Here is a 22,300-nt window from a genome sequence, read left to right as displayed (position 1 = left end):
CCGCAAGGGCCGGCTCTGCCGCAGCAGCCGGCCCCCTGTGCACCCGCATCACACAATTGCTGCACCGCATCGTCGATTGGTGATTGGCCACCGTCAAAATTTGATGTTCGCTCCTCAGCCGATCGCGACGGCAGGGCGCCGAGGCGAGCGGCGGAAGGAATTTGCCAGCGTGGCACGGGTGACGATCCAGGACGTGGCACGCGAGGCGGCGGTGAGCGCCGCCACCGTCGATCGCGTGCTGAACCGCCGCGAGGGGGTCCGTCCCTCGACCGTCGCCCGTGTCGAGAACGCCATCCGGCGGCTCAACTACCAGCCGGACCGGCTGGCCGCCAGACTGGCGCGCTCGCGCGATTACCGTTTCGTCTTCGTGCTGCCGTCGGGCACCAACACCTTCATGCAGAACCTCGCCGCCGAGGTGCAGGACGCGACCGGGCGGATGGTCTCCGAACGGGTGATCGTCGAGCTCGTCTCCGTCGACGTCTTCGACGCCGAGAAGCTCGCCGAGGCGCTGGAGGAGGTCGGCACGACGCGACCCGACGGCGTCGGCGTCGTCGCCCTCGACCACCCGATGGTGCGCGAGGCGATGAACGCGCTCGCCGACGCCGGCATCCCGGTGGTGACGCTCGTCTCCGACGTGCCGAACGCGCGGCGCATCCACCACGTCGGCATCGACAATTCCGCCGCCGGCCGGACGGCGGCGACGCTGCTCGGCCGCTTCGTCGGCGCCCGCCGCGGCAAGGTCGGGCTGATCGCCGGCTCGCTGTTCCTGCGCGACCACGCCGAGCGCCAGTACGGCTTCGAGCAGGTGATGCACCGCGAGTTCGCGCAGCTGCAGGTGCTGCCGGTGCGCGAGGGGCGGGACGACTACCTGCGCAACGAGGAGGTGGCGGCACAGCTCCTCGAGGAGACGACGGACCTCGTCGGCATCTACAATGCCGGCGCCGGCAACCGAGGCGTCATCGCGGCACTCGAGGCCGCCGGCCGCGGCCGAGACATCGTCTACGTGGCGCACGAGCTCACCCAGTTCACCCGCCGCGGACTGGTGCGCGGCACCGTCGATGCGATCATCAACCAGGACCCCGGCCACGAGGTGCGCAGCGCCATCCGCGTGCTCACCGCGCACGCCGACGGCACCCCGATCGTGACGTCGCAGGAACGCATCCGCATCGACATCTTCATCCGCGACAACGTTCCCTGATCGCCGCCATGCGCCCAAGCCGCCCCCCCATTTGCCGTTCGCCCGTCTCTGAGGTACGCCCCTCAGACATCGCTCGCGGGCCTGCCCGCGATGCGTCCGGCCCGTCCCATCCCTATCGTCGAAAGGCCTCCATTCGATGACGACGCTCGGCACACCCGGCGGCTTCTTCACGCTCGCCGACCCCGTCCGCCCCGCCGGCAAGGCCGGCAATGGCCTCGGCTACCGCTGGTACGATCCCGACCGGATGGTGCTCGGCAAGCGCATGGAGGACCAGCTGCGCTTCGCCGTCTGCTGGTGGCACTCCTTCTGCTGGCCCGGCACCGACCCGTTCGGCGGCGAGACGTTCGACCGGCCGTGGTTCAAGGGCGACCCCATGCAGGGCGCGCGCCAGAAGGTCGAGGCGGGCTTCGAGCTGTTCCGTTTGCTCGGCGTGCCGTTCTTCACCTTCCATGACCGCGACATCGCCCCGGAAGGCGCGACGCTGGCCGAATCCGACCGCAATGTCCGCACCATCGCGGACCTGCTCGCCGCCAAGATCGAGGCCGGTGGCCCGAAGCTGCTGTGGGGCACGGCGAACCTGTTCTCCAACCGCCGCTTCATGGGCGGCGCCGGCTCCAACCCGGACCCCGACGTGTTCGCCTACGCCGCCGCGCAGGTGAAGACGGCGATGGACGTGACGAAGGAGCTCGGTGGCGAGAACTACGTGCTGTGGGGCGGCCGCGAGGGCTACGAGACGCTGCTCAACACGGACCTCAAGCGCGAGCTCGACCAGGTCGGCCGCTTCCTCAACCTCGTCGTCGAGTACAAGCACAAGATCGGCTTCACCGGCACCATCCTCATCGAGCCGAAGCCGAAGGAGCCGACCAAGCACCAGTACGACTTCGACGTCGGCACCGTGTACGGCCTGCTCTGCCGCGCCGGCCTCGACAAGGAGGTCAAGGTCAACATCGAGCAGAACCACGCGATCCTCGCCGGCCATTCCTTCGAGCACGAGATCGCCATGGCCTCGGCGCTCGGCATCTTCGGCTCGATCGACATCAACCGCGGCGACAACCTCCTCGGCTGGGACACCGACCAGTTCGCCATGGACGTGACCGAGCTGACGATGATGTGCGTCGAGATCCTCAAGGCCGGCGGCTTCACCACCGGCGGGCTCAACTTCGACGCCAAGATCCGCCGCCAGTCGATCGACCCGGACGACCTCATCCACGCCCACGTCGGCTCAATCGACGCCTGCGCGCGGGCGCTGCTGGCGGCTGAGAAGATCATCACCGACGGCACGCTTTCCGGCCACGTCGCCGACCGCTATGCGGGCTGGGACGGCGCCGAGGGCAAGGCGATGCTCGCCGGCGAGCGGTCGCTCGAGGACATCGCCGCCCGCGTCCACAAGGCCGGCCTCGACCCGCAGCCGAAGTCGGGCCGGCAGGAATATCTGGAGGGGTTGCTGAACTCGTATCTCTGAGGGGAGGCGTCCGGCGGCGGCGGTTGTCCCTCCCCTGCCAGGGGGAGGGACAGGCCGCGCAGCGGCCAGGGTGGGGCCTGTGAATCCAAACTCAGGTTCGCGTTTGGATTGACGGGCCCCCACCTGCCGCGCCTGCGGCGCGGCTGTCCTCCCCCCTGGCAGGGGGAGGACGCGTCGCAGTCCGCTGCGTCCCTTCAGGGCAACAGCAACAACCGTCTCATCAACAACAACAACGTCACCCACACTCACCACCAACAACGTCCCGGGAGGACACGCATGAAGACGATCAAAGGGCCGGCGATCTTCCTCGCGCAGTTCGCGGGCGATGCGGCACCGTTCAATTCGCTCAGTTCCATCGCCGCCTGGGCGGCCGAGCTCGGCTACGAGGGCATCCAGATCCCGAGCTGGGACGCGCGCCTGTTCGACCTGAAGAAGGCGGCCGAGTCGAAGACCTATTGCGACGAGGTGAAGGGCATCGCGGCCGAGCACGACATCGTCATCACCGAGCTCTCCACCCACCTGCAGGGCCAGCTCGTCGCCGTCCATCCGGCTTATGACGAGGCCTTCGACGGCTTCGCGGCACCGGAAGTGCGCGGCAATCCGAAGGCGCGGCAGGCGTGGGCGGTCGAGCAGTTGATGCACGCCGCCAAGGCCTCGCAGAACCTCGGCCTGACGGCGCACGCGACCTTCTCCGGCGCGCTCGCCTGGCCGTTCGTCTATCCGTGGCCGCAGCGCCCGGCCGGCCTCGTCGAGACCGCCTTCGACGAGCTAGCCCGCCGCTGGACGCCGATCCTGAATGCCTTCGACGCCGCCGGCGTCGACGTCGCTTATGAGATCCACCCCGGCGAGGACCTCTTCGATGGCACGACCTTCGAGATGTTCCTCGAGCGCGTCAACAACCACCCGCGCTGCAACATCCTCTACGATCCCTCGCACTTCGCGCTGCAGGCGCTCGACTATCTCGCCTTCATCGACATCTATCACGAGCGCATCAAGATGTTCCACGTCAAGGACGCGGAGCTGAACCCGACCGGCCGCCAGGGCGTCTATTCGGGCTTCGCCTCGTGGGCCGACCGCGCCGGCCGCTTCCGCTCGCTCGGCGACGGCCAGGTCGATTTCGGCGGCATCTTCTCCAAGCTCACCAAGTACGGCTTCGACGGTTGGGCGGTGCTCGAGTGGGAGTGCTGCCTGAAGCACCCGGAAGACGGGGCGCGGGAGGGCGCGATGTTCATCGACAGCCACATCATCCGCGTCACCGAGAAGGCCTTCGACGACTTCGCCGGTGCCGGCACCGACGACGCCGCCAACAAGCGCATGCTCGGCATCGCCTGAGCCGCACCGGGGAGGAACGAAGATGTCGATCACCGGACGCGACGAAGCGAAGGGCCCGGACCGCATCCGCTACGCCATGGTCGGCGGCGGCCAGGGTGCCTTCATCGGGGCGGTGCACCGCCTCGCCGCCCGCATGGACGACGAGTTCACCCTCGTCGCCGGCGCGATGTCATCCGAGCCGCAGCGGGCGAAGGATTCCGCCCTTGCACTCGGCATCCCGACTGAGCGCGCCTATGGCAGCTGGGAGGAGCTCATCGCCGGCGAGGGCAAGCGCGCCGACCGCGCCGAGGCGATCGCCATCGTGACGCCGAACCACATGCACTTCGCCCCGGCGAAGGCGGCGCTCGAGGCCGGCTTCCACGTCATCTGCGACAAGCCGCTGACGACGACACTGGAAGACGCCAAGGCGCTGGCCGAGGTGGTGAAGCGCACCGGCAAGGTGTTCGCCGTCACCCACAACTACACCGGCTACCCGATGATCCGGCACGCCCGCGCGATGATCGAGGCGGGCGAGCTCGGCAAAATCCGCGTCGTGCAGGTGGAATATGTGCAGGGCTGGCTCTCGACGAAGCTCGAGGACTCCGGACAGAAGCAGGCGGCGTGGCGCGTCGACCCGGCGCGCTCGGGCGCCGGCGGCTGCATCGGCGACATCGGCACGCACGCCTACAACCTCGCCTGCTTCGTCACCGGCCTGACGCTGGACAGCCTGAGCGCCGACCTGTCGACCTTCGTCGACGGTCGCCGGCTCGACGACAACGCCAACCTGCTGCTGCGCTTCAAGGACGGCGCCAAGGGGATGCTGTGGGCGAGCCAGGTCGCGCCCGGCAACGAGAACGCGCTCAAGCTGCGCGTCTATGGCGAGAAGGGCGGACTGAACTGGGAGCAGGAGCAGCCGAACGATCTGTGGTGGTCGCCGCTCGGCCAGCCGACGGTGAAGCTCACCCGCGGCACCGGCGCGGTGAACGCCGCTGGCGCCCGCGTGACGCGCATCCCGTCCGGCCATCCGGAAGGCTACCTCGAGGGCTTCGCGACCATCTACACCGAGGCGGCGCGGGCGATCCGCGCCGCCCGCACGGGTGAACCGCTCGATCCGGCAGTGACCTTCCCGTCCGTCGACGACGGCGTCGCCGGCGTCGCCTTCATCGAGGCGGCGGTGCGCTCCAGCGCCGCCGGTGGCAGCTGGGAAAAGGTGTGAGCGACCCCGAAAAGCGCTGTTGCGCAGTTTAGTGTTTGATGCTTAGTATTCCGAAGCACTAAACAAGGGACGCCCCGACACGAGGGCGCCCGAGGGAACGCAGTTTTCGGTCGAACGAGCCCAGATCGACGGCGCCGCGACACGCGGCGACGGTGGCGACGCGCCGGACATGCCGGCCGGCGCACACGCGGGCGCTTGGGGAGGAGACAAGGCAATGAGGAAAGTATTGTTGTCGACGGCCGCCGCGGTCGTCGTCGGGGCGCCGCTCGTCGGCGCCACCGGCGCGCAGGCCGAAACCCTGACGCTCTGCTGGGCGGCCTGGGACCCGGCGAACGCATTGGTCGAGCTCTCGAAGGACTTCACCGCCCAGAGCGGCATCGACATGAAGTTCGAGTTCATCCCGTGGCCGAACTACACCGACCGCATGCAGAACGAGCTCAACTCCAAGGGCAAGCTCTGCGACCTCGTCATCGGTGACAGCCAGTGGATCGGCGGCGCCGCCGAGAACGGACACTACGTCAAGCTGAACGACTTCTTCGCCAAAGAAGGCATCAGCATGGACAGCTTCCTGCCGGCGACGGTCTACGCCTACTCGACCTGGCCGAAGGGCTCCGACAACTACTGGGCGCTGCCGGCGATGGGCGACGCGCTGGGCTGGACCTACCGCAAGGACTGGTTCGCACGGCCCGAGCTGCAGGCCGAGTTCAAGGAGAAATACGGCCGCGACCTCGCCCCGCCGAAGACCTGGGACGAGCTGAAGCAGGTCGCCGAATTCTTCCAGAAGCGCGAGATCGACGGCAAGACCGTCTACGGCGCGGCGATCTTCACCGAGCGCGGCTCGGAAGGCATCACCATGGGCGTCACCAACGCCCTCTATCCCTACGACTTCAAGTACGAGAACCCCGAGAAGCCCTACGACATGGAGGGCTACGTCAACAGCCCCGACGCCGTGAAGGGTCTCGAGGCCTACAAGGCGATGTACGATTGCTGCACGCCGCCGGGCTACACCAACGCCTACATGCAGGAGAACCTCGACGCGTTCACGTCCGGCCAGGTGGCCATGATGATGAACTGGTTCGCCTTCTTCCCCGGCCTCTACAAGAACGAGAACGTCGGCGGCGACAAGATCGGCTTCTTCGTCAACCCCGAGGAGATCGTCAAGGGCTCGACGCTCGGCGGCCAGGGCATCTCCGTGGTGGCCTATTCCGACAAGCAGGACGCCGCACTGCAGTACATCAAGTGGTTCGCGCAGAACGACGTGCAGGCGAAGTGGTGGTCGCTCGGCGGCTATTCCTGCGCGAAGTCGGTGCTGGAAGCGCCGGGCTTCGCCGACACCGCGCCGTTCGCGGCCGACTTCCTGGTCGCCATGGGCCAGGTGAAGGACTTCTGGCAGGAGCCCGCCTATGCGCAGCTGCTGCTCGCCATGCAGGAGCGCGTGCACGACTACGTCGTCGCCAACAAGGGCACGGCGAAGGAAGCCCTCGATCTTCTGGTCGGCGACTGGACCGAGATCTTTGAGGACGAAGGCAAGCTCTGACACGGGTCCAGCCCTGAGCCGCCTCCGGCCCGGTTCGCCGGGCCGGGGGTCGGCTCTCGGAGTGACACCACGCCGAACCGGGAGCGCGCGCCTCGCGCCCGCGCTCCCCTCGCCGCCCCGCGCCGGGACGGCGCCCGAAAACCGCCAGTCGCGAAACGGGCCCGATGACCGACATCCCAGACCACAGGACCGTCGCTGAACGGGTCGCCGCCGCGACGCCGGACGGCCTTGCCCGCAAGGTGAGCGGCTTCTCCGACCGCACCATCGCCTGGCTGTTCATCGGCCCGACCATCGTCCTTCTGCTGGCGATCAACATCTTCCCGCTGATCTGGGCGGTCTATCTGTCGTTCACCAACTATGCGGCGAACAAGTTGAACGCGACCGTCGCCTGGGTCGGCGTGCGCAACTATTCGCGCGTGCTGTCGGACCCCGACATCTGGGAGCGCATGCAGGCGACCGCGCACTTCGTCGTCTGGACGATCGTGCTGGAAGTGCTGCTCGGCTTCGGCCTCGCCCTTCTCATCAACCGGCAGTTCCGCGGCCACTCGTTCTGGACGACCGTCATCCTGCTGCCGATGATGCTGTCGCCGGCCGTCGTCGGCACCTTCTGGAAGCTTTTGTTCCAGACGCAGATCGGGCCGTTCAACTACGTCGTCTCGTTCTTCACCGGCATCCCGCCCTCCTCCTTCGACATGGTCGGCTCGGTGGCGCTGGCGCCGTGGGCGATCGTCATCGTCGATGCGTGGATGTGGACGCCCTACGTGATGCTGATCTGCCTCGCGGGCCTGCGCTCGGTGCCGGACTACATCTACGAGGCGGCCGAGGTCGACCGCGCCTCGTCGTGGCGGACCTTCTGGTCGATCACGCTGCCGATGGTGCTGCCGTTCCTGATGCTGGCGGTGCTGTTCCGCGCCATCGAGAACTTCAAGATGTTCGACATGGTGGCGCTGCTCACCTCCGGCGGACCGGGCTCGACCACCGAGCTCGCCTCCATCACGCTCAAGCGCGAGGCGTTCGAGAAGTGGCGCACCGGCTACTCCTCCGCCTTCGCCATCATCCTGTTCGTGACGATCTTCGGCGCCGCCAACATCTACGTGAAGGCGCTGAACGCGGTGAAGAACCGGTGATGGGCATGGCGATCAATCTTCCCGCACGCAACGCAAACCCTCCCCCCATCGCGCCGCGCGGAAGGAGGCGAGCGAATGTCCGGTCTGACCCAAGCCCATTCCGTCGTGGCGCCGTCGACGGTGTCGCGGCGCATTTCCGGGGCGATCGTGATCCTCTATGCGGTCATCACGATGCTGCCGCTCCTGTGGATCTTCGCCACCGGCTTCAAGTCGCAGTCGGACGCCATCGCCTATCCGCCGAAGGTGTTCGCCGACCCGTCGCTGCAGGGCTACGTCAACCTGTTCACCACCCGCTCGCGCCAGACGCCCGAATACATGGCGAGCCTGCCGGCGCCGGAGACCTGGTACGACGAGCTCGTCCGCAAGCAGAACATGGTGATCGTCGGGCCGTCGAAGTTCGGCGCCCGCTTCATGAACTCGCTGATCATCGGCTTCGGCTCGACGTTCCTCGCCGTCTTCCTCGGCACGCTGGCCGCCTACGCGTTCTCGCGGTTCAAGATCCCGCTCGCCGACGACCTGATGTTCTTCATCCTGTCGACGCGGATGATGCCGCCGATCGCCGTCGCCATCCCGATCTACCTGATGTACCGCGAGCTCGGCCTGTCCGACACGCGGCTCGGGATGATCATCCTCTACACCGCCGTCAACGTCTCGCTCGCCGTGTGGCTCCTGAAGGGCTTCATCGACGAGATCCCGCGCGAATACGAGGAGGCGGCGATGATCGACGGCTACACGCGGCTGCAGGCCTTCCGCAAGGTAGTGCTGCCGCAGGCGGCGACCGGCATCGCCGCGACCGCGATCTTCTGCCTGATCTTCGCCTGGAACGAGTATGCCTTTGCGGTGCTGCTCACCTCCGGCGAGGCGCAGACGGCGCCGCCGTTCATCCCGATCATCATCGGCGAGGGCGGAATGGACTGGCCAGCCGTGGCCGCCGGCACGACGCTCTTCCTCATCCCGATCGTCGTGTTCACCGTGCTGCTCCGCAAGCACCTCCTGCGCGGCATCACCTTCGGAGCGGTGCGCAAATGAGCGGCGAGACCGACGCCCCCGCCCGGCGCGGCCGCACCGCCGCCGCCCCCTCGCGCTGGCCGCGCTTCGCCCGGCGCGGGATCATGGAGAACATCGCGATCGCCGTCATCGGCATCGGCGTCGTCATGCTGATGCAGCCGCTGTCGCTGTGGCTCTACGGCTGGTCGTTCGCCACCATCCTGACGGGCACGGTGATGTTCATGATCGTCTCGAAGTTCCCGGCGTGAGGGTGGCGTAGATGGCCGAGATCCGCGTCGAGCACCTGCACAAGAGCTTCGGGACTTTCACCGCCGTGAAGGACTCGAGCTTCACCGTCCACGACGGCGAGTTCTTCGTCATGCTCGGCCCGTCGGGCTGCGGCAAGACGACGACGCTCCGGATGATTGCCGGGCTGGAGCTGCCGACCTCCGGCCAAATCCTGCTCGGCGGCGAGGACGTCACCTTCAAGCGCGCCGCCGACCGCGACATCGCCTTCGTCTTCCAGCTGTTCGCCCTCTACCCGCACATGAGCGTGCGCAAGAACATCGGCTTCCCGCTGAAATGCGTCGGCACGCCGGCGGCCGAGATCAAGCGGCGGGTTGAGGAGACGGCGCGCATCCTCAGGATCACGCCGCTGCTGGACAAGTCGGTGTCGGGGCTGTCCGGCGGCGACCGCCAGCGCGTCGCCCTCGGCCGCGCCATCGTGCGCGAGCCGATGTGCTTCCTGATGGACGAGCCGCTCGGCGCGCTCGACAGCGAGTTCCGCACGCTGATGTGCCACGAGCTCCGCAGCCTGCACGACCGGCTGAAGGCGACCACCGTCTACGTCACCCACGACCAGCTCGAGGCGATGGCGATGGCCGACAAGATCGCCGTGATGAACCATGGCGTCATCGAGCAGTTCGCCACCCCGCAGGAGATCTACGACCACCCGGCGACGATGTTCGTCGCCGACTTCATCGGCTCGCCCTCGATGAACTTCCTCGGCTTCCGCGGCGCGCTGGCCCCCGGCCAGCAGGCGGTGACGGTGGACGGCGTCGAGGTTCCCGTGCCCGCCGCCCGTGAGGCGCGGCCCGAGGCCGACCTCGTCCTCGGGGTCCGGCCGGAGCACATCCGCTTCGTCAGTGACGGCGGCGTGCGCGGCGAGGTGTTCGGCGCCGAATATCTCGGCACCACCCAGATCGTCACTGTGCGCACCGCCGGCGGCACCGTGAAGGCGCGCGTGCCGGCGACCGTGCCGGTGGCGGCCGGCGAGCAGCTCGGCCTCGCCTTCAACAGCGCGCGGCTGTCGGTGTTCGACAAGCAGGACGGCCGCGCCGTGCGCACGGCGCTCTATGAGGGAGCCGCTGCGCATGGCTGAGGTACGCATCGATCTCGTCTCGAAGGCCTTCGGCACCATCCAGGCGGTCGAGGACCTGTCGCTGACGGTGGCGGACGGCGAGTTCGTCGTGCTGCTCGGCCCGACCGGCGCCGGCAAGACGACGACGCTGCGCCTCGTCGCCGGCCTCGAGAAGCCTGACCACGGCCGCATCTCCATCGGCGGCCGCGACGTCACCGGCCTGCCGCCGGCCGAGCGCGACGTCGCCTTCGTCTTCCAGCAGTATTCGCTCTACCCGCACCTGTCGGTCTACGAGAACCTCGCCTTCCCGCTGCGCTCGCCGACACGGCGGGTGCCCGAGGACCAGATCAAGGCGACGGTGACGCGGATCGCGACAATGCTGCGCATCGCCCACAAGCTCGAGAACCGCGCGACGCGGCTTTCCGGCGGCGAGATGCAGCGCGTCGCCATCGGCCGCGCTCTGGTGCGGCGCCCGTCGATCTACCTGATGGACGAGCCGCTCTCCTCGCTGGACGCGAAGCTGCGTGGCGAACTGCGCCTCGAGCTGAAGCGCATCCAGGTGGAGCTCGGCGTCACCATCCTCTACGTCACCCACGACCAGATCGAGGCGATGACGATGGCCTCGCGCGTCGGCGTCATGGAGGAAGGCCGGCTCGTGCAGGTCGGCACGCCGCGCGAGATCTACGAGAACCCGGCGACCGTCTATGTCGCCACCCGCCTCGGCCAGCCGGCGATCAACCTGGTGCCGCCGTCCGTGCTGCCGCAGGTGGCGACGCCGCCGGGCACGGCGACCATCGGCGCCCGAACCGAGCACCTCGACATCCGCCGCGTTAGCGGCGGCGGGATCGGGACCGTCGCGCGCATCGAGCACCTCGGCGACCAGAACCACCTGCACGTCGACGTCGCCGGCCACCACCTCGTGACGCTGACGGACTCCGACGTCGCCCTCGATGTCGGCGACCCCGTCGACCTCGACGTCCACGGCGCGCTGTTCTTCGGCCCCGACGGCCGGCGTATCGCGGCGTGAGAGGCAAAGCATGACGACCGCCGGGAGACCCGCATGACCACAACCCTCGATGCCGCCGGCCGCCGGGCCCTGATCGAGACGGTAGCCGCCGCCGTCATCGCCCGCGCCGACGAGCTCACCGCCCTCGACCAGGCGATCGGCGACGGCGACCACGGCCTCAACATGAAGCGCGGCTTCGAGGCCGTGCTCGCCGATCTCGACGCCATCGCCGCAAAGCCCCTGCCGGAGGGCCTGAAGCAGATCGGCACGACGATGGTGATGAAGGTCGGCGGCGCCTCCGGCCCGCTCTACGGCACGCTGTTCCTGCAGCTCGGCAAGAGCCTCGCGGAACTCGCCCCCGACGCCGTGCCGAGCCGCGCCGCGCTCGCCGCGGCGCTGGAGGCCGCGATCGTCGCCGTGAAGGCGCGCGGCAAGTCGGAGGTCGGCCAGAAGACGCTGCTCGACGTGCTGGCACCGGTGCAGGCGGCGCTCGCAGACGGCGCCGACGCAGCGGCGATCACCGCCTGCGCCCACGAGGCGGCCGCCGCCACGGTGCCGCTGAAGGCCATCCGCGGCCGCGCCTCCTTCCTCGGCGACCGGTCGATCGGCCACATGGACCCCGGTGCGCGGTCGAGCGAAATCCTGATTTCAGCCCTGGCGGGCATCGCCGGCGGCGGCAGCGGAGCGGCGGCATGAACGACAAGGTGGGCATCGTCATCGTCTCGCACTCGCCCGACGTCGCCAAGGGCGCCGCCGACATGGTGCGCCAGATGGTCGGCAACGAGGTGCCGCTCGCCTTCACCGGCGGCGACCCCGGCGGCGGCCTCGGCACCAGCGTCGAGACGATCCTGGCCGCGATCGATCGCGCCTGGTCGGAGAAGGGCGTCGCCATCCTCGTCGACCTCGGCGGCGCTGAGACCAACAGCGAGATGGCGATCGAGATGCTGCCGGAGGACCGGCAGGGCCGCGTCGTCGTCTGCAACGCCCCGATCGTCGAGGGCGCCGTGATGGCGGCGACCGAAGCGTGGGGCGGCGCCACGCTGGACGAGGTGCGCCGCACCGCCGAGGAGCTTTCGCCGGCGTGAGCGCACCGCTCCACGGCACGACAAACGGGTGACGGGACCATGACTGACGGGGCGCCTGTGAACGGATCGGTGCTGCTGACCCACGAGGTCGGCCTGCACGCGCGGCCGTCGGTGAAGCTGACCAAGCTCGCCAAGGGCTTTTCCTCCAAGATCGAGCTCGCCGCCGCCGAGGGCGGGCCGTGGATCGACGCGAAGTCGATCGTCAAGGTGATGGCGGCGAAGGCGCCGAAGCACACGGTGCTGCACTTCCGCGCCGAGGGCCCGGACGCCGAGGCGGCGGTGGCGGCGCTGATCGACCTTGTCCAGAGCGACTTCCCCGAGCAGCCCTCGGAGAGCGCGGCGCGGTGAGCGCCGCCGCCCCCGCCGCGCCGGCGCCCGCGCGCCCGGTGATCCTGAGCGGCCGGCCGGCATCGCCGGGCTTCGCCGCGGGACCGCTCGTCGTCCAGGCCGAGCGCACCGGCGGCCGTCGCCGCGCCGGCACGCCGGCCGAGGAGCGGGCGGCGCTGCAGGCGGCGCTTGCGACCGCCGCGGCCGACCTCGCCACGTTGGCGGCCGAGGCCTCGGGCGATGCCGCCGACATCCTCGAATTCCAGATCGCGCTGATCGAGGACGACGCCCTGTCCGGCCCGGCGCTCGATGCGATCGCCGGCGGCACGCCGGCCGAGCGCGCCTGGACCGACGCGATCGGCGTGCTCATCGCCGACTACGAGGCGACCGAGGACGACTATTTCCGCGCCCGCGCCGCCGACCTGCGCGACCTCGCCGAGCGCGTCGCCACCGCGCTGTCCGGCGAGGCGCAGGCCGGACTGACCCTGCCCGAGGGCGCGGTGCTGTTCGCCGCCGACCTCGCGCCGTCACGCTTCCTGTCCGCCGACTGGAGCGGTCGCGGCATCGCGCTGTCCGCCGGCAGCGCCACCAGCCACGTCGCCATGCTGGCGCGCGCCCGCGGCGTGCCGATGGTGACCGGCCTCGGATCGCTCGGCGCCGCAGCCGCGCTCGCCGGCGCTCCTGCCCTGCTCGACGGCGAGGCCGGCACGCTGGTGCTGTCGCCCGACGCCGCCGCCACCGCCGCCTTCGCCGCCCGCCGCCGTGCGTCTGAAGCGGCCGCCGCCCACGCCGCCGCTGCCGCCACGGGCGCCGCGGTGAGCGCCGACGGCGTCGCCATCGCCGTCCACATCAACGTCGCCGATCCGGCCGAGCTCGACCGCCTCGATCCGGCGATCTGCGACGGCATCGGGCTGGTGCGCACCGAGCTGCTCTTCCACGCCCGCGACGGGTTGCCGGACGAGGCGGAGCAGACGGCCGTCTACCGCCGCATCCTCGCCTGGGCAGACGGTCGGCCGGTGACGATCCGGACCCTCGACGCCGGCGGCGACAAGCCGATCCCCGGCTATACGCTGGACGGCGAGATGAACCCCTTCCTCGGCCTTCGCGGCGTTCGCCTGTCGCTCGCCCGGCCGGAGGTGTTCGCGGTGCAGCTGCGGGCATTGCTCGCCGCTGCCACCGACGGCGACCTCAAGGTGATGATCCCGATGGTGTCGGTGCCGGCCGAGATGGTGCGCGTGCGCGCCGCCGTGGCGGAGGCGGCGCAAGCGCTGTCGGCGCGCGGCGCACCGTTCCGCGTGCCGCCGATCGGCATGATGGTCGAGGTTCCCGCCGCGGCGCTGGCCCTCGACGCCTTCGACACCGACTTCGTCTCGATCGGCTCGAACGACCTCACCCAGTACACCCTCGCTGCCGGCCGCGACGAGCCGTCGGTCGCCGAGCTCGCCGACACCGCCGAGCCGGCGGTGCTGCGCCTGATCGCCATGACGGTGGCCGCGGCCGACGCGCGCGGCGTGCCCGTGTCGCTCTGCGGCGACGCCGGTGGCGACCCGCGGCTGGTGCCGCTGCTGCTGTCCGCCGGCCTGCGCTCGCTGTCGATGGCGCCGTCGGCGGTCGGCCGGGTCAAGCAGACGATCGCCGGTCTCTCTGTCGCTGCCGCGGCGCGGGGATGAGACGGCGATGAGCGCCGCGCCCGCCCTGCGCCCGCCCCGCCAGACGCCGGCGGCGATTGCGGCCTACAAGACGATCCTGCGCGACGCCCTCGACCGCCGGCCGTCGGGCATGCGCAAGCGCCTCGCAGAGGCGCTCGGCAAGAACCGCTCCTTCGTCAGCCAGATCGCCAACCCCGCCTATCCGACGCCGATCCCGCCCGGCCACATCGATGCCATCCTCGACATCTGCCACTTCTCACCGACCGAGCGCGCCTCGTTCCTGGCGGCATATGCCAGCGCCCACCCGCGCCGCGCCGCGTCGGCGAGCGACGGGCCCGCGGCGCGGACGCGACCGCTCGCCCTGCGCGTGCCGGACCTCGGCCACGAGGCGAAGAACCGCGAGTTCGACCGGCTGGTGCAGGACCTCGTCACCCGCCTCGCCCGCCTCGCCGAGCCGCCCGCCTGAGGCGCCGGCGAACGGGCCACCGACAGAGACCCGAAGCGCGATCCGACAGCCAAGCGCGACACGACAAGACGGAGGGAGCCCCACGATGAAGAAACTCATCAACAGCCCGGCCGACGTTCTGACGGAGAGCCTCGCGGGCTTTGCCGCCGCCCACGCCGACATCGTCACGCTGGGCGAGAACGGCGCCTTCGTGCGCCGCGCCACGCCGACGCCCGGCAAGGTCGCGATCATCTCCGGCGGCGGCTCCGGCCACGAGCCTCTGCATGCGGGCTTCGTCGGCCTCGGCATGCTCGACGCCGCCTGCCCCGGCCAGGTGTTCACCTCGCCGACGCCGGACCAGATGATCGCCGCAGCCCAGGCCGTCGACCAGGGCGCCGGCGTGCTCTTCGTGGTGAAGAACTACGAGGGCGACAAGATGAACTTCGAGATGGCCTCGGAAATGGCCGCCGACATCGTCGCCGGCGGAACCGCCACCGTCATCACCGACGACGACGTGGCGGTGGAGAAGTCGACCTGGTCGATCGGCCGGCGCGGCGTCGCCGGCACGATGGTGGTGGAAAAGATCGTCGGCGCCGCGGCGGAGGAGGGCATGGCGCTCGCCGACCTCGCCGCCCTCGGCACCCGCGTCAACGCCGCCACCCGCTCGATGGGCGTGGCGCTGTCGAGCTGCATCGTGCCGGCGGCGGGCACGCCGACCTTCACGCTCGCCGACGACGAGATGGAGATGGGCGTCGGCATCCACGGCGAGCCCGGCCGGCGACGCGTCAAGACGATGACGGCCGACGAGATCACTGAGGAGATGATCGCGGCGATCACCGGCGACTTCGCGGAAAGCGCCGGCGCCGGCGGCGGCGCGGGGGAGGCGCAAGTGGCGGCGACGGCGGCGGCCGAGGCCGCGCCCGCCACCAGCGGTCCGGCGACGGACGGCGGCGACGAGGTGCTGCTGCTCGTCAACGGCTTCGGCGGCACGCCGCTGATGGAGCTCTACCTGATGTACCACGCCGCCCGGCCGCGGCTGGAGGCGCGCGGCTTCCGCGTCGTCCGCTCGCTCGTCGGCAACTACGTCACCTCGCTCGAGATGGCCGGCTGCTCGCTGACGGTGACGCGGCTCGATGCCGAGACGACGCGGCTGTGGGACGCCCCGGTGAAGACGGCGGGGCTGCGCTGGGGGGTGTGAGGGGGGAGACCGTCGGCAGTGGGCCGCGGGCCGTGGGCAGTAGGCAGTAGGCAGTGGTAGGTCGGCGGTAGGACAGCCATCCTCCCCTTGAGGGGGAGGGTCGGCGACCGCAGGTCGCCGGGGCGGGGTGGCGCCGCCGGGAGGCGGCGGGAACGACAGCAACGGTGGCCGAGGCGAGGGTAGTGCGCGGGCTCCCGCCCGCCGTCACCCCGCCCCGCCGCGCTCCGCGCGTCGACCCGCCCCCTCGAGGGGCGGGTGGCGGCATCGTTGAATGCGCGGGAACGACGTGCTGTCCGGCGATGGGTCACCTGCTGCAGCGATGCTGCAGCAAAGCCCTCCCTCCCCTCAGGCACTGCGCTCCGGCAACTCGCCATGGCTACCCGCCCAGACACGTCTCCCGGAGTGCCTTCTCGGCGGCTCCGTCGCATGGGTTCCCGGGACCTGCCGGGAATGACCTCGGAGGGGACGAAACACCGCCACCCCCGCGCGGTCTCCCGCCGGGGTTTTGGCCGTGGTTTCCCCCTCCAGTGGAGGGGACGGGGCGCCGAAAGGCGCAATCCGTAGTGGTGGCGGCGGTTGCCCGCCGCAGGGTGCCTTGCGGCACCCGCGCCTGTCGGCGCCCCGTATCTGCGGTGTTGCCTGGGTCCCGGTGCTCCCCCTGGCGGTCTGCGGGCCGGCGCGCTTTCCTCGCCTAGGTCGCCGCAGGCGCTACTCCCTGGCGCTGGCCCCGAGGGACCAGCACTGCCGCCGCCCTCGCGGAGGCCCGGGACGCCGCTCGTGGTGGCGGCGGGAGGCTTTACCCACGATCCCCCCGGGGAAGGAGTTTGCGCGTCTTCTCCAGCCGCGGGTCACCGCCGTCCACCCCGCGGGCACCGGTACGCCCCCGGCTGCGCCCCTCCGAGTGGACGACAGCAGTGTGGATGGGGATGGTATCCGTGTCAAGGGTTTTATTCCTATCGTGGGTTGGTCGGGCGTGGTGGGCAGTGGGCAGTGGGCGGTGGACGGCGGCAGTGGGCGGACAGCGGTTGCAGCAGGTGGCGGGACGCCTGCGCCCCGCGTTTCAACGCGAACCCTCCCCCCTCGCGGGGGAGGTGGCCGGCGAAGCCGGTCGGAGGGGGGGACACGGGCACCGCGGCCGACGATCCGACAACGACCACGCAACCGCCCGGGCGTCGACGCTCCGCCCGCCTTCGACGGCACACCCCGCGGCTCCCCCCCTCCCTACCCTCCCCCGCGAGGGGGGAGGAGGCGCAAAGCCCGCCGTGGCGCCAAGCCCGGATCGGCGCTCGCCTTTGGCTCGCTTGTGCGGGGTGACGCACCGGGAGGGACGCGCCCCGGCGTCTCAGCGCTCGCAGGTGCCGAAATAGACGGGGTCCTGCACGCGGTCGTCGGTGACGGCCATGATCTTCAGCAGGCCGGTGGAGCGCACCAGCACGAGGACGGCGACGTCCGGCGCGAAGTCGGCGGCGACCGCGAACACCGTGTCGCCGTCGTCCGCCAGCACCTCATAGGCCGACCCGCCGCGCCGCCGCACCACCCCGTCGGCGAGGTCGAACACAGACGCCTGCGCCTCGCCGCCGACGAGCGAGGGCAGCTCGCAGCGGAACACCTCCGCCGCCCCGGCCCCATTGGGGACGAGGAGCAGGGCTGCGAGGGAAGCGGCGACGAGGCGTATCGGCATGGGCGAGGCCGCCTGTGGGGCGCTTGCGCGTCCGGGTGGTGCGAGCATGCCACGGATCGGGACGGGTTTCACGGCGGGGTCGGGGACCGTAGCGCCGGGCGTGGGGTCGGCAGCGGTCACCGGGGGCCTTGGTCGTTGATGCCGAACGGCACCACTGTCGAAGCAGGCACCCACCCTCCCCCTGTGGGAGGGTCGGACCGCGCGAGCGGTCCGGGGAGGGCCGCCGGCGGCGCAGCCGTCGGCGGGCGACGGTTCCGCAAATTCAGGCGCCGTACCGCCGCGCTCGTGCGCGGCGGCCCCCTCCGGCCGGCTGCGCCGGCCACCTCCCCCACGAGGGGGGAGGAGGCGCGCGACGCCACCGTCGTCATCCCGGACCAGCGAGGCGAACCCAAACGCCCGTTCGGGAGCCAGGGGAGAGTTCACGCCGCAAGGCGCCGTCGAGTGACAGCGTAAAGCGCAACGAACGGTTATCTCAGGTAGAGCCGACTAGCTAACCGCGCGTCTGGTCGTTCGAAGTTGCATCTCTATTTTTCGCAGGAAATGTCGTGCCTGAGCGACCGCTTGAGTCTTGGTCACCGGCCATGACACCGGTAGCACCAGTTAGCCGGCCCGGAGCCCAGGTCCTCACGGCTGCAGAAGCTGCTGCGATGTCCTGAGCAAACCAACTCGTACCCCTTATCCATTCGCTCTTGATCGCTGCCACTGGATTCTCCCCTCCGCGTTTGGCCACACCCAAAGCGTGCAGCGGGCTAGTTTTGCCCTCTTGATTCGTTACCACCTTACAATCCAAGCTACCGTGCGAGCCAATCACCTAACGTTTCACGAACGCAAGGTTGCCGCTCAGGGGGAAGATATGGTGTCGCACCTTGTTGCAGTCCGACGTCCGGAACTCGTCATTGGCCTAACTGGCCCAATCGGCGTAAACATCGAGCAGGCCAATAAGTATATACAAAATGAAATGCGGCTTTATGGCTATGATCCGGTAACCATCAAGCTAACCGATGAAATGCAGATAATTCAGACTAGCATAGACATATCAGATGACGACTACATACAACGCTACAATGATTTAATAGACTACGCGAATGAAGTAAGAATAAAGACAAAAACGCCAGAGATGCTTGCAATTCTTGCTATTTCAGCAATAAGAAGAGAACGACTTGCCCGATACAGGCTGCAGAATGCCCTTGATGATGCGACGGGTGTTACTCAAGTACCACCACTTGAGGGTGTAGTATATATTATAAGACAACTTAAACGCCCGGAAGAAGTTGATTTACTTCGAAATGTCTATGGGGATCAGTTTATCCTCGTCGCGATTCATACAACCCACGACGGTCAGGTTGAGTACCTTAAGAGCAAAACTATTCAGAAGGGACCGGGATCCTACAACGAAGACGTCCTTGACCAAAGTATAACTAGACTTATCAATCGCGATTTAAAAGAAACAAATCCCCCTGAACGCCCGCAAAGTAAACCTGATGAATCTTCAAAAAGATATGTCGAAACAAAATTCGGACAGAATATACTTGATACATTTCCGAAAGGTGAGGTCTTTGTCTCATCAAATTCCGATGAAGCAATAAAGAGATTTTTTAAGGTTTTCTTTGGATTTAAAGGAACTTCTCCCGCAGAAGACGAATATGGAATGTATCTTGCCAAAGCTGCTTCCCTACGATCCCTCGATCTGTCTCGCCAGGTCGGAGCTGCTATTATTGGAAGCGATGGCTCCATTGTCTCACTAGGCTGTAATGAGGTCCCGAAGGCTAAAGGAGGGATTTATGGCGATGGCGATACCAACGACAAACGCGATTTTCAAATGGGCTACGATCCGAATGAACGCGAAAAACGAAGAGTTCTTCATGACTTAATTTCAAGACTAAAGCACGAAAACCTATTAAATGACGCTCGATTGGGCAATAAAGATCTAGACCAAATATTAGCAGATGCTCTAGATTCAGATGACATATTGACAATTCGCGACTCTCGACTGATGGACATTATTGAATTTGGTCGCGTCATTCATGCAGAGATGCACGCGCTGACAGAAGCCGCGAGGGTCGGTAGAGCGGTGGCCGGAGCAACGCTATACTGCACAACTTTTCCCTGTCACCTTTGCGCAAAACATATTGTAGCATCCGGAATAGCGCGCGTGGTTTACATAGAACCATATGCAAAAAGTTACGCAAGAGCCTTACACAGTGACTCTATTTCTATAGAAGAAAGCGCTGAGAACAAAGTGCTATTTTCGCCTTTTCTCGGTATTTCTCCGTATCGCTACCGAACTCTTTTTGAGGAAGGGCGCAGAAAGGACAAAAATGGGAGCATAAAAAGCTGGTCGCATGATGAGCGCATCCCACGACTCGAGGTCTATGTCCAGAAGCATGACTTTAACGAAGATCGTGTTCTGGATGCATTCAAATCTCTTTTAGATCCTTGATGAGAAATTGTTAAGCAATGAGACCGAGTTAAACTGGATTTATCACCTCTCAACTCCACCCACCCCCATACGTCTTGTAGAAGATGTGCAGCCCGATCTGCTTCTGCTTCTGCATGGACTTCGCCCAGCGGGGCTTCACGTAGGTGGCGTGGTAGTGGGTGGAGGCTTCGATCTCGGGGATCTTCAGGCGGCCGGCGGTGGTCTCGCGGGCGATTTCCTGGGCCTGGCGCCAGTGGCGGTCGTCGACGACGCGGTCCGGGACGAGGTCGCAGGCGAACGAGAACTGGCAGGCGTTGCGCATCTTGCGGTTCTGGTAGACGACGCCGCAGATGGTGTTCGGGTAGGCCGGATTGCGGACGCGGTTGAGAACGACCTGCGAGACGCCGACCTGGCCGTTGTAGCTCTCGCCGCGCGCCTCGAAATAGATCGCCTCGGCGAGGCAGCGCTGCTCGCTGTTGAGGAGCACGCTCGCCGGCAGCGGCTTGCCCACCCAGGCGTGCGGGTCGACGGCGAGCTCCTCCGGCGTCACCTCCTCCTCGCCGAGGCCGGTAGCGACGGCCGGATCGGCGAACAGGGCGCGGAACGGCGCCTCGATGTCGAAGTCGCCCTCCTGCGCATAGGCCGAGACCATCGAGGCGCTGGTGGCGGCGGCGGCCTGCGCGAACTGCAGGCGGGCGCGGACGGTGGCGGGGTCGTTGTCGCCCGGCGTGCCGTCGTGGCGGGCGATGAGGGCGCGCTCGCGCAGCGAGGAGACCGGCGGCAGCTTGACGAAGGCGACGCGCAGCGCCGCCTGGGCCATGTCGTCGTCGACGACGCTCGCGGTCGCCATCAGCGTGCCGGCGGCGAGCGGCATCTCGCCGGTGGAGGCGGCGACCGTGATCTGGCGGCCGCCCTTGGCGGAGCGGTCGAAGCGCAGCGCCGGCAGGTCCTCGCGCGGCGCCGGCTGGAAGCCGGCGAGCGTCACGGTGCCGGCGCCGCTGGTGAGGGCGACGGTGGCGGCCTCGCCGCGCTCGGGAGCGCCGGCGAAGGTGAAGCTGGGGGCGGCCTCGCTGCCGCCGGCGGTGCCGACGAGGCGCGCCATCCAGCGCGGCGACGCGGCGGCATCGGCCGAGAGGATCGCGGCGATGTCCTGCTGGGCCACCGGCTCGGCGAGGAGGACGGCGCACGCGGCCAGCGCTGCCGCGCGCACGGCGGTGGCGCGGGCGAGGCGGCCGGCGCCGGCGGCGATCGCAGCGGCGCTGCGGCGGCGCCGGCGGCGCGGGGCGAGCCGCATCCAGTGCTGGGCAGAGCCGGTGAGCTCGGGGCGGGCGGGGGCTGCGGCGAGACGGTCGCGGGCGGCGGGGTCGGCGGCGGTCGCGTCAGCGGCGGCGGCGGGCGTGGCCGACTGGGCGGGGGCGGGCGGGCGGGACGCGGGGGGCTCGGCGGCCGTGGCGACGAGGGCGACCGGTTCGGTCGGCTGGCGGTCGGCCTGGCGCGGCTGGGGAGGCCGGGGCCGGGGCGTGGTGGAGGCGGCGGGGGCCGCGGCATTCGGGTGAGCGACCGCGGGGCCGAGCGCGGCGGAGGCGGCGAGGCGCGCGGCGGCGTGTTCGGCGGCGGTGAGGGCGAAATCGGTCCCGCCGGAGTCGGCGACGCGGAGCTTCGGCGCGGCGGCGCTGGCGGGCCGCGGCGGCAAGAGGCGGGCGGGGCGATCGGAGGCGGCGTCGCTGTCGGCGGCGGCGAGCGCGGCGCGCCGTGTCGCCTGGCCGGCGGCGGCCGGCGGCTTCGTCAGGGGCTCTGAGACCGGCTTCATGCTTACGCCACTCCCGACGCGACCCGGGCCGGGGGGACCTGTCACCCGGCGAACACTCCGCGGAGAATGTGCTGAACAGCGTTGAAGGAGGGTTAACCGGCGAAGGGGATGCGGCGGCGTGACCGGGCGGAGGGTCGCTGCGGCTACTGCACGCTCTCGCCGCCCAGGGTGTCCCAGTCGGCGCGATAGCCGCCTTTTCGCAGGAAATCCAGGGCCTTGGACATCATGACGTCTTCGATCGCCTCGCTATTGCCCCCGGGTCCCCAAACGAAGAAATAATAATCCGTGCAGGCAGCGTCCGTCATGTCGACGTAGCAGACATGGGCGCTGAAGCCGAAGAAATCTGCGCGGAAGTATTCGAGGCTCGGCATGTGCAGGCTCTCGCGGCGTTCGTACTTGCCGCGGGTGCCCCAGCGGAAGACGAGGTCGGCGAATTCCTCGCCGGACAGGCCGGTGTCACGGGCGATCACCACTCTCATTCA

20 protein-coding genes are annotated in these 22,300 nt (G+C 68.6%); 17 read left to right on the top strand and 3 right to left on the bottom strand.

What is annotated here, in order from left to right:
* The first annotated feature begins 169 nt into the window (after positions 1–169).
* From RUR49_RS05975 to dhaK, 16 genes are all read left to right on the top strand, one after another.
* Positions 170–1,198 (top strand): LacI family DNA-binding transcriptional regulator, encoded by a 1,029-nt coding sequence (locus RUR49_RS05975; RefSeq protein WP_409145459.1) that lies wholly within the window; start codon positions 170–172, stop codon positions 1,196–1,198.
* A gap of 136 nt (positions 1,199–1,334) precedes the next feature.
* Positions 1,335–2,660 carry a xylose isomerase gene (gene xylA / locus RUR49_RS05970; RefSeq protein ID WP_409145458.1) on the top strand — a complete coding sequence of 442 codons (1,326 nt, stop codon included), beginning with the start codon at positions 1,335–1,337 and terminating at the stop codon, positions 2,658–2,660.
* A gap of 276 nt (positions 2,661–2,936) precedes the next feature.
* The gene (locus tag RUR49_RS05965; protein WP_409145457.1) at positions 2,937–3,992 is read left to right on the top strand and encodes a sugar phosphate isomerase/epimerase family protein; all 1,056 of its coding nucleotides are present in this window, start codon (positions 2,937–2,939) and stop codon (positions 3,990–3,992) included.
* Positions 3,993–4,014: 22 nt separating this feature from the next.
* Complete coding sequence (locus RUR49_RS05960) at positions 4,015–5,187, top strand: Gfo/Idh/MocA family protein (RefSeq protein WP_409145456.1); 1,173 nt, start codon at positions 4,015–4,017, stop codon at positions 5,185–5,187.
* A gap of 214 nt (positions 5,188–5,401) precedes the next feature.
* Entirely contained in the window at positions 5,402–6,724 is a 1,323-nt protein-coding gene (locus RUR49_RS05955; RefSeq protein WP_409145455.1) for an ABC transporter substrate-binding protein, read from the top strand.
* 164 nt (positions 6,725–6,888) lie between these two features.
* Positions 6,889–7,851 (top strand): carbohydrate ABC transporter permease, encoded by a 963-nt coding sequence (locus RUR49_RS05950; RefSeq protein ID WP_409145454.1) that lies wholly within the window; start codon positions 6,889–6,891, stop codon positions 7,849–7,851.
* Between the two features lie 75 nt (positions 7,852–7,926).
* The gene (locus tag RUR49_RS05945; RefSeq protein ID WP_409145453.1) at positions 7,927–8,880 is read left to right on the top strand and encodes a carbohydrate ABC transporter permease; all 954 of its coding nucleotides are present in this window, start codon (positions 7,927–7,929) and stop codon (positions 8,878–8,880) included.
* Positions 8,877–9,107 carry a hypothetical protein gene (locus tag RUR49_RS05940; protein WP_409145452.1) on the top strand — a complete coding sequence of 77 codons (231 nt, stop codon included), beginning with the start codon at positions 8,877–8,879 and terminating at the stop codon, positions 9,105–9,107. Before RUR49_RS05945 ends, RUR49_RS05940 begins: the two co-directional genes overlap by 4 nt.
* Before the next feature lie 11 nt (positions 9,108–9,118).
* Positions 9,119–10,219 (top strand): ABC transporter ATP-binding protein, encoded by a 1,101-nt coding sequence (locus tag RUR49_RS05935; protein WP_409145451.1) that lies wholly within the window; start codon positions 9,119–9,121, stop codon positions 10,217–10,219.
* Entirely contained in the window at positions 10,212–11,225 is a 1,014-nt protein-coding gene (locus RUR49_RS05930; protein WP_409145450.1) for an ABC transporter ATP-binding protein, read from the top strand. Before RUR49_RS05935 ends, RUR49_RS05930 begins: the two co-directional genes overlap by 8 nt.
* A 33-nt stretch (positions 11,226–11,258) precedes the next feature.
* A complete protein-coding gene (gene dhaL, locus RUR49_RS05925) occupies positions 11,259–11,900 on the top strand; it encodes a dihydroxyacetone kinase subunit DhaL (RefSeq protein WP_409145449.1) in 642 nt (213 codons plus the stop codon).
* The gene (gene dhaM / locus RUR49_RS05920) at positions 11,897–12,289 is read left to right on the top strand and encodes a dihydroxyacetone kinase phosphoryl donor subunit DhaM (protein WP_409145448.1); all 393 of its coding nucleotides are present in this window, start codon (positions 11,897–11,899) and stop codon (positions 12,287–12,289) included. The genes dhaL and dhaM overlap by 4 nt, the downstream gene beginning before the upstream one ends.
* 39 nt (positions 12,290–12,328) lie before the next feature.
* The gene (locus RUR49_RS05915) at positions 12,329–12,637 is read left to right on the top strand and encodes an HPr family phosphocarrier protein (protein ID WP_409145447.1); all 309 of its coding nucleotides are present in this window, start codon (positions 12,329–12,331) and stop codon (positions 12,635–12,637) included.
* Positions 12,634–14,286: a phosphoenolpyruvate--protein phosphotransferase gene (ptsP, locus tag RUR49_RS05910; protein WP_409145446.1), complete on the top strand. Its 1,653-nt coding sequence runs from the start codon at positions 12,634–12,636 to the stop codon at positions 14,284–14,286. The genes RUR49_RS05915 and ptsP overlap by 4 nt, the downstream gene beginning before the upstream one ends.
* A 7-nt stretch (positions 14,287–14,293) precedes the next feature.
* A complete protein-coding gene (locus RUR49_RS05905) occupies positions 14,294–14,731 on the top strand; it encodes a hypothetical protein (RefSeq protein ID WP_409145445.1) in 438 nt (145 codons plus the stop codon).
* Positions 14,732–14,816: 85 nt separating this feature from the next.
* Positions 14,817–15,908: a dihydroxyacetone kinase subunit DhaK gene (gene dhaK, locus RUR49_RS05900; RefSeq protein ID WP_409145444.1), complete on the top strand. Its 1,092-nt coding sequence runs from the start codon at positions 14,817–14,819 to the stop codon at positions 15,906–15,908.
* A 1,342-nt stretch (positions 15,909–17,250) separates the two neighbouring features.
* On the opposite strand, the gene RUR49_RS05895 is transcribed toward dhaK, so the two are convergent.
* A complete protein-coding gene (locus RUR49_RS05895; protein WP_409145443.1) occupies positions 17,251–17,589 on the bottom strand; it encodes a hypothetical protein in 339 nt (112 codons plus the stop codon).
* 739 nt (positions 17,590–18,328) lie between these two features.
* Between RUR49_RS05895 and RUR49_RS05890 the strand changes: the two genes are divergently transcribed.
* Positions 18,329–20,029, top strand: coding sequence for an anti-phage dCTP deaminase (locus tag RUR49_RS05890; RefSeq protein WP_409145442.1), 1,701 nt, complete (start codon positions 18,329–18,331; stop codon positions 20,027–20,029).
* A 49-nt stretch (positions 20,030–20,078) separates the two neighbouring features.
* Here RUR49_RS05890 and RUR49_RS05885 read toward each other — a convergent pair whose 3' ends face one another.
* Together RUR49_RS05885 and RUR49_RS05880 are read right to left on the bottom strand one after the other, a co-directional pair.
* Complete coding sequence (locus tag RUR49_RS05885) at positions 20,079–21,818, bottom strand: cell wall hydrolase (RefSeq protein ID WP_409145441.1); 1,740 nt, start codon at positions 21,816–21,818, stop codon at positions 20,079–20,081.
* 143 nt (positions 21,819–21,961) lie between these two features.
* Positions 21,962–22,297 carry a hypothetical protein gene (locus RUR49_RS05880; RefSeq protein WP_409145440.1) on the bottom strand — a complete coding sequence of 112 codons (336 nt, stop codon included), beginning with the start codon at positions 22,295–22,297 and terminating at the stop codon, positions 21,962–21,964.
* Between the last annotated feature and the right edge of the window lie 3 nt (positions 22,298–22,300).

Source organism: Pseudoxanthobacter sp. M-2 (assembly GCF_046156265.1).
Lineage (GTDB): Bacteria > Pseudomonadota > Alphaproteobacteria > Rhizobiales > Segnochrobactraceae > CAMDHY01.
The sequence above is the reverse complement of the archived record's forward strand: the minus strand, read 5'-3'. Positions and strand labels throughout refer to the sequence as shown.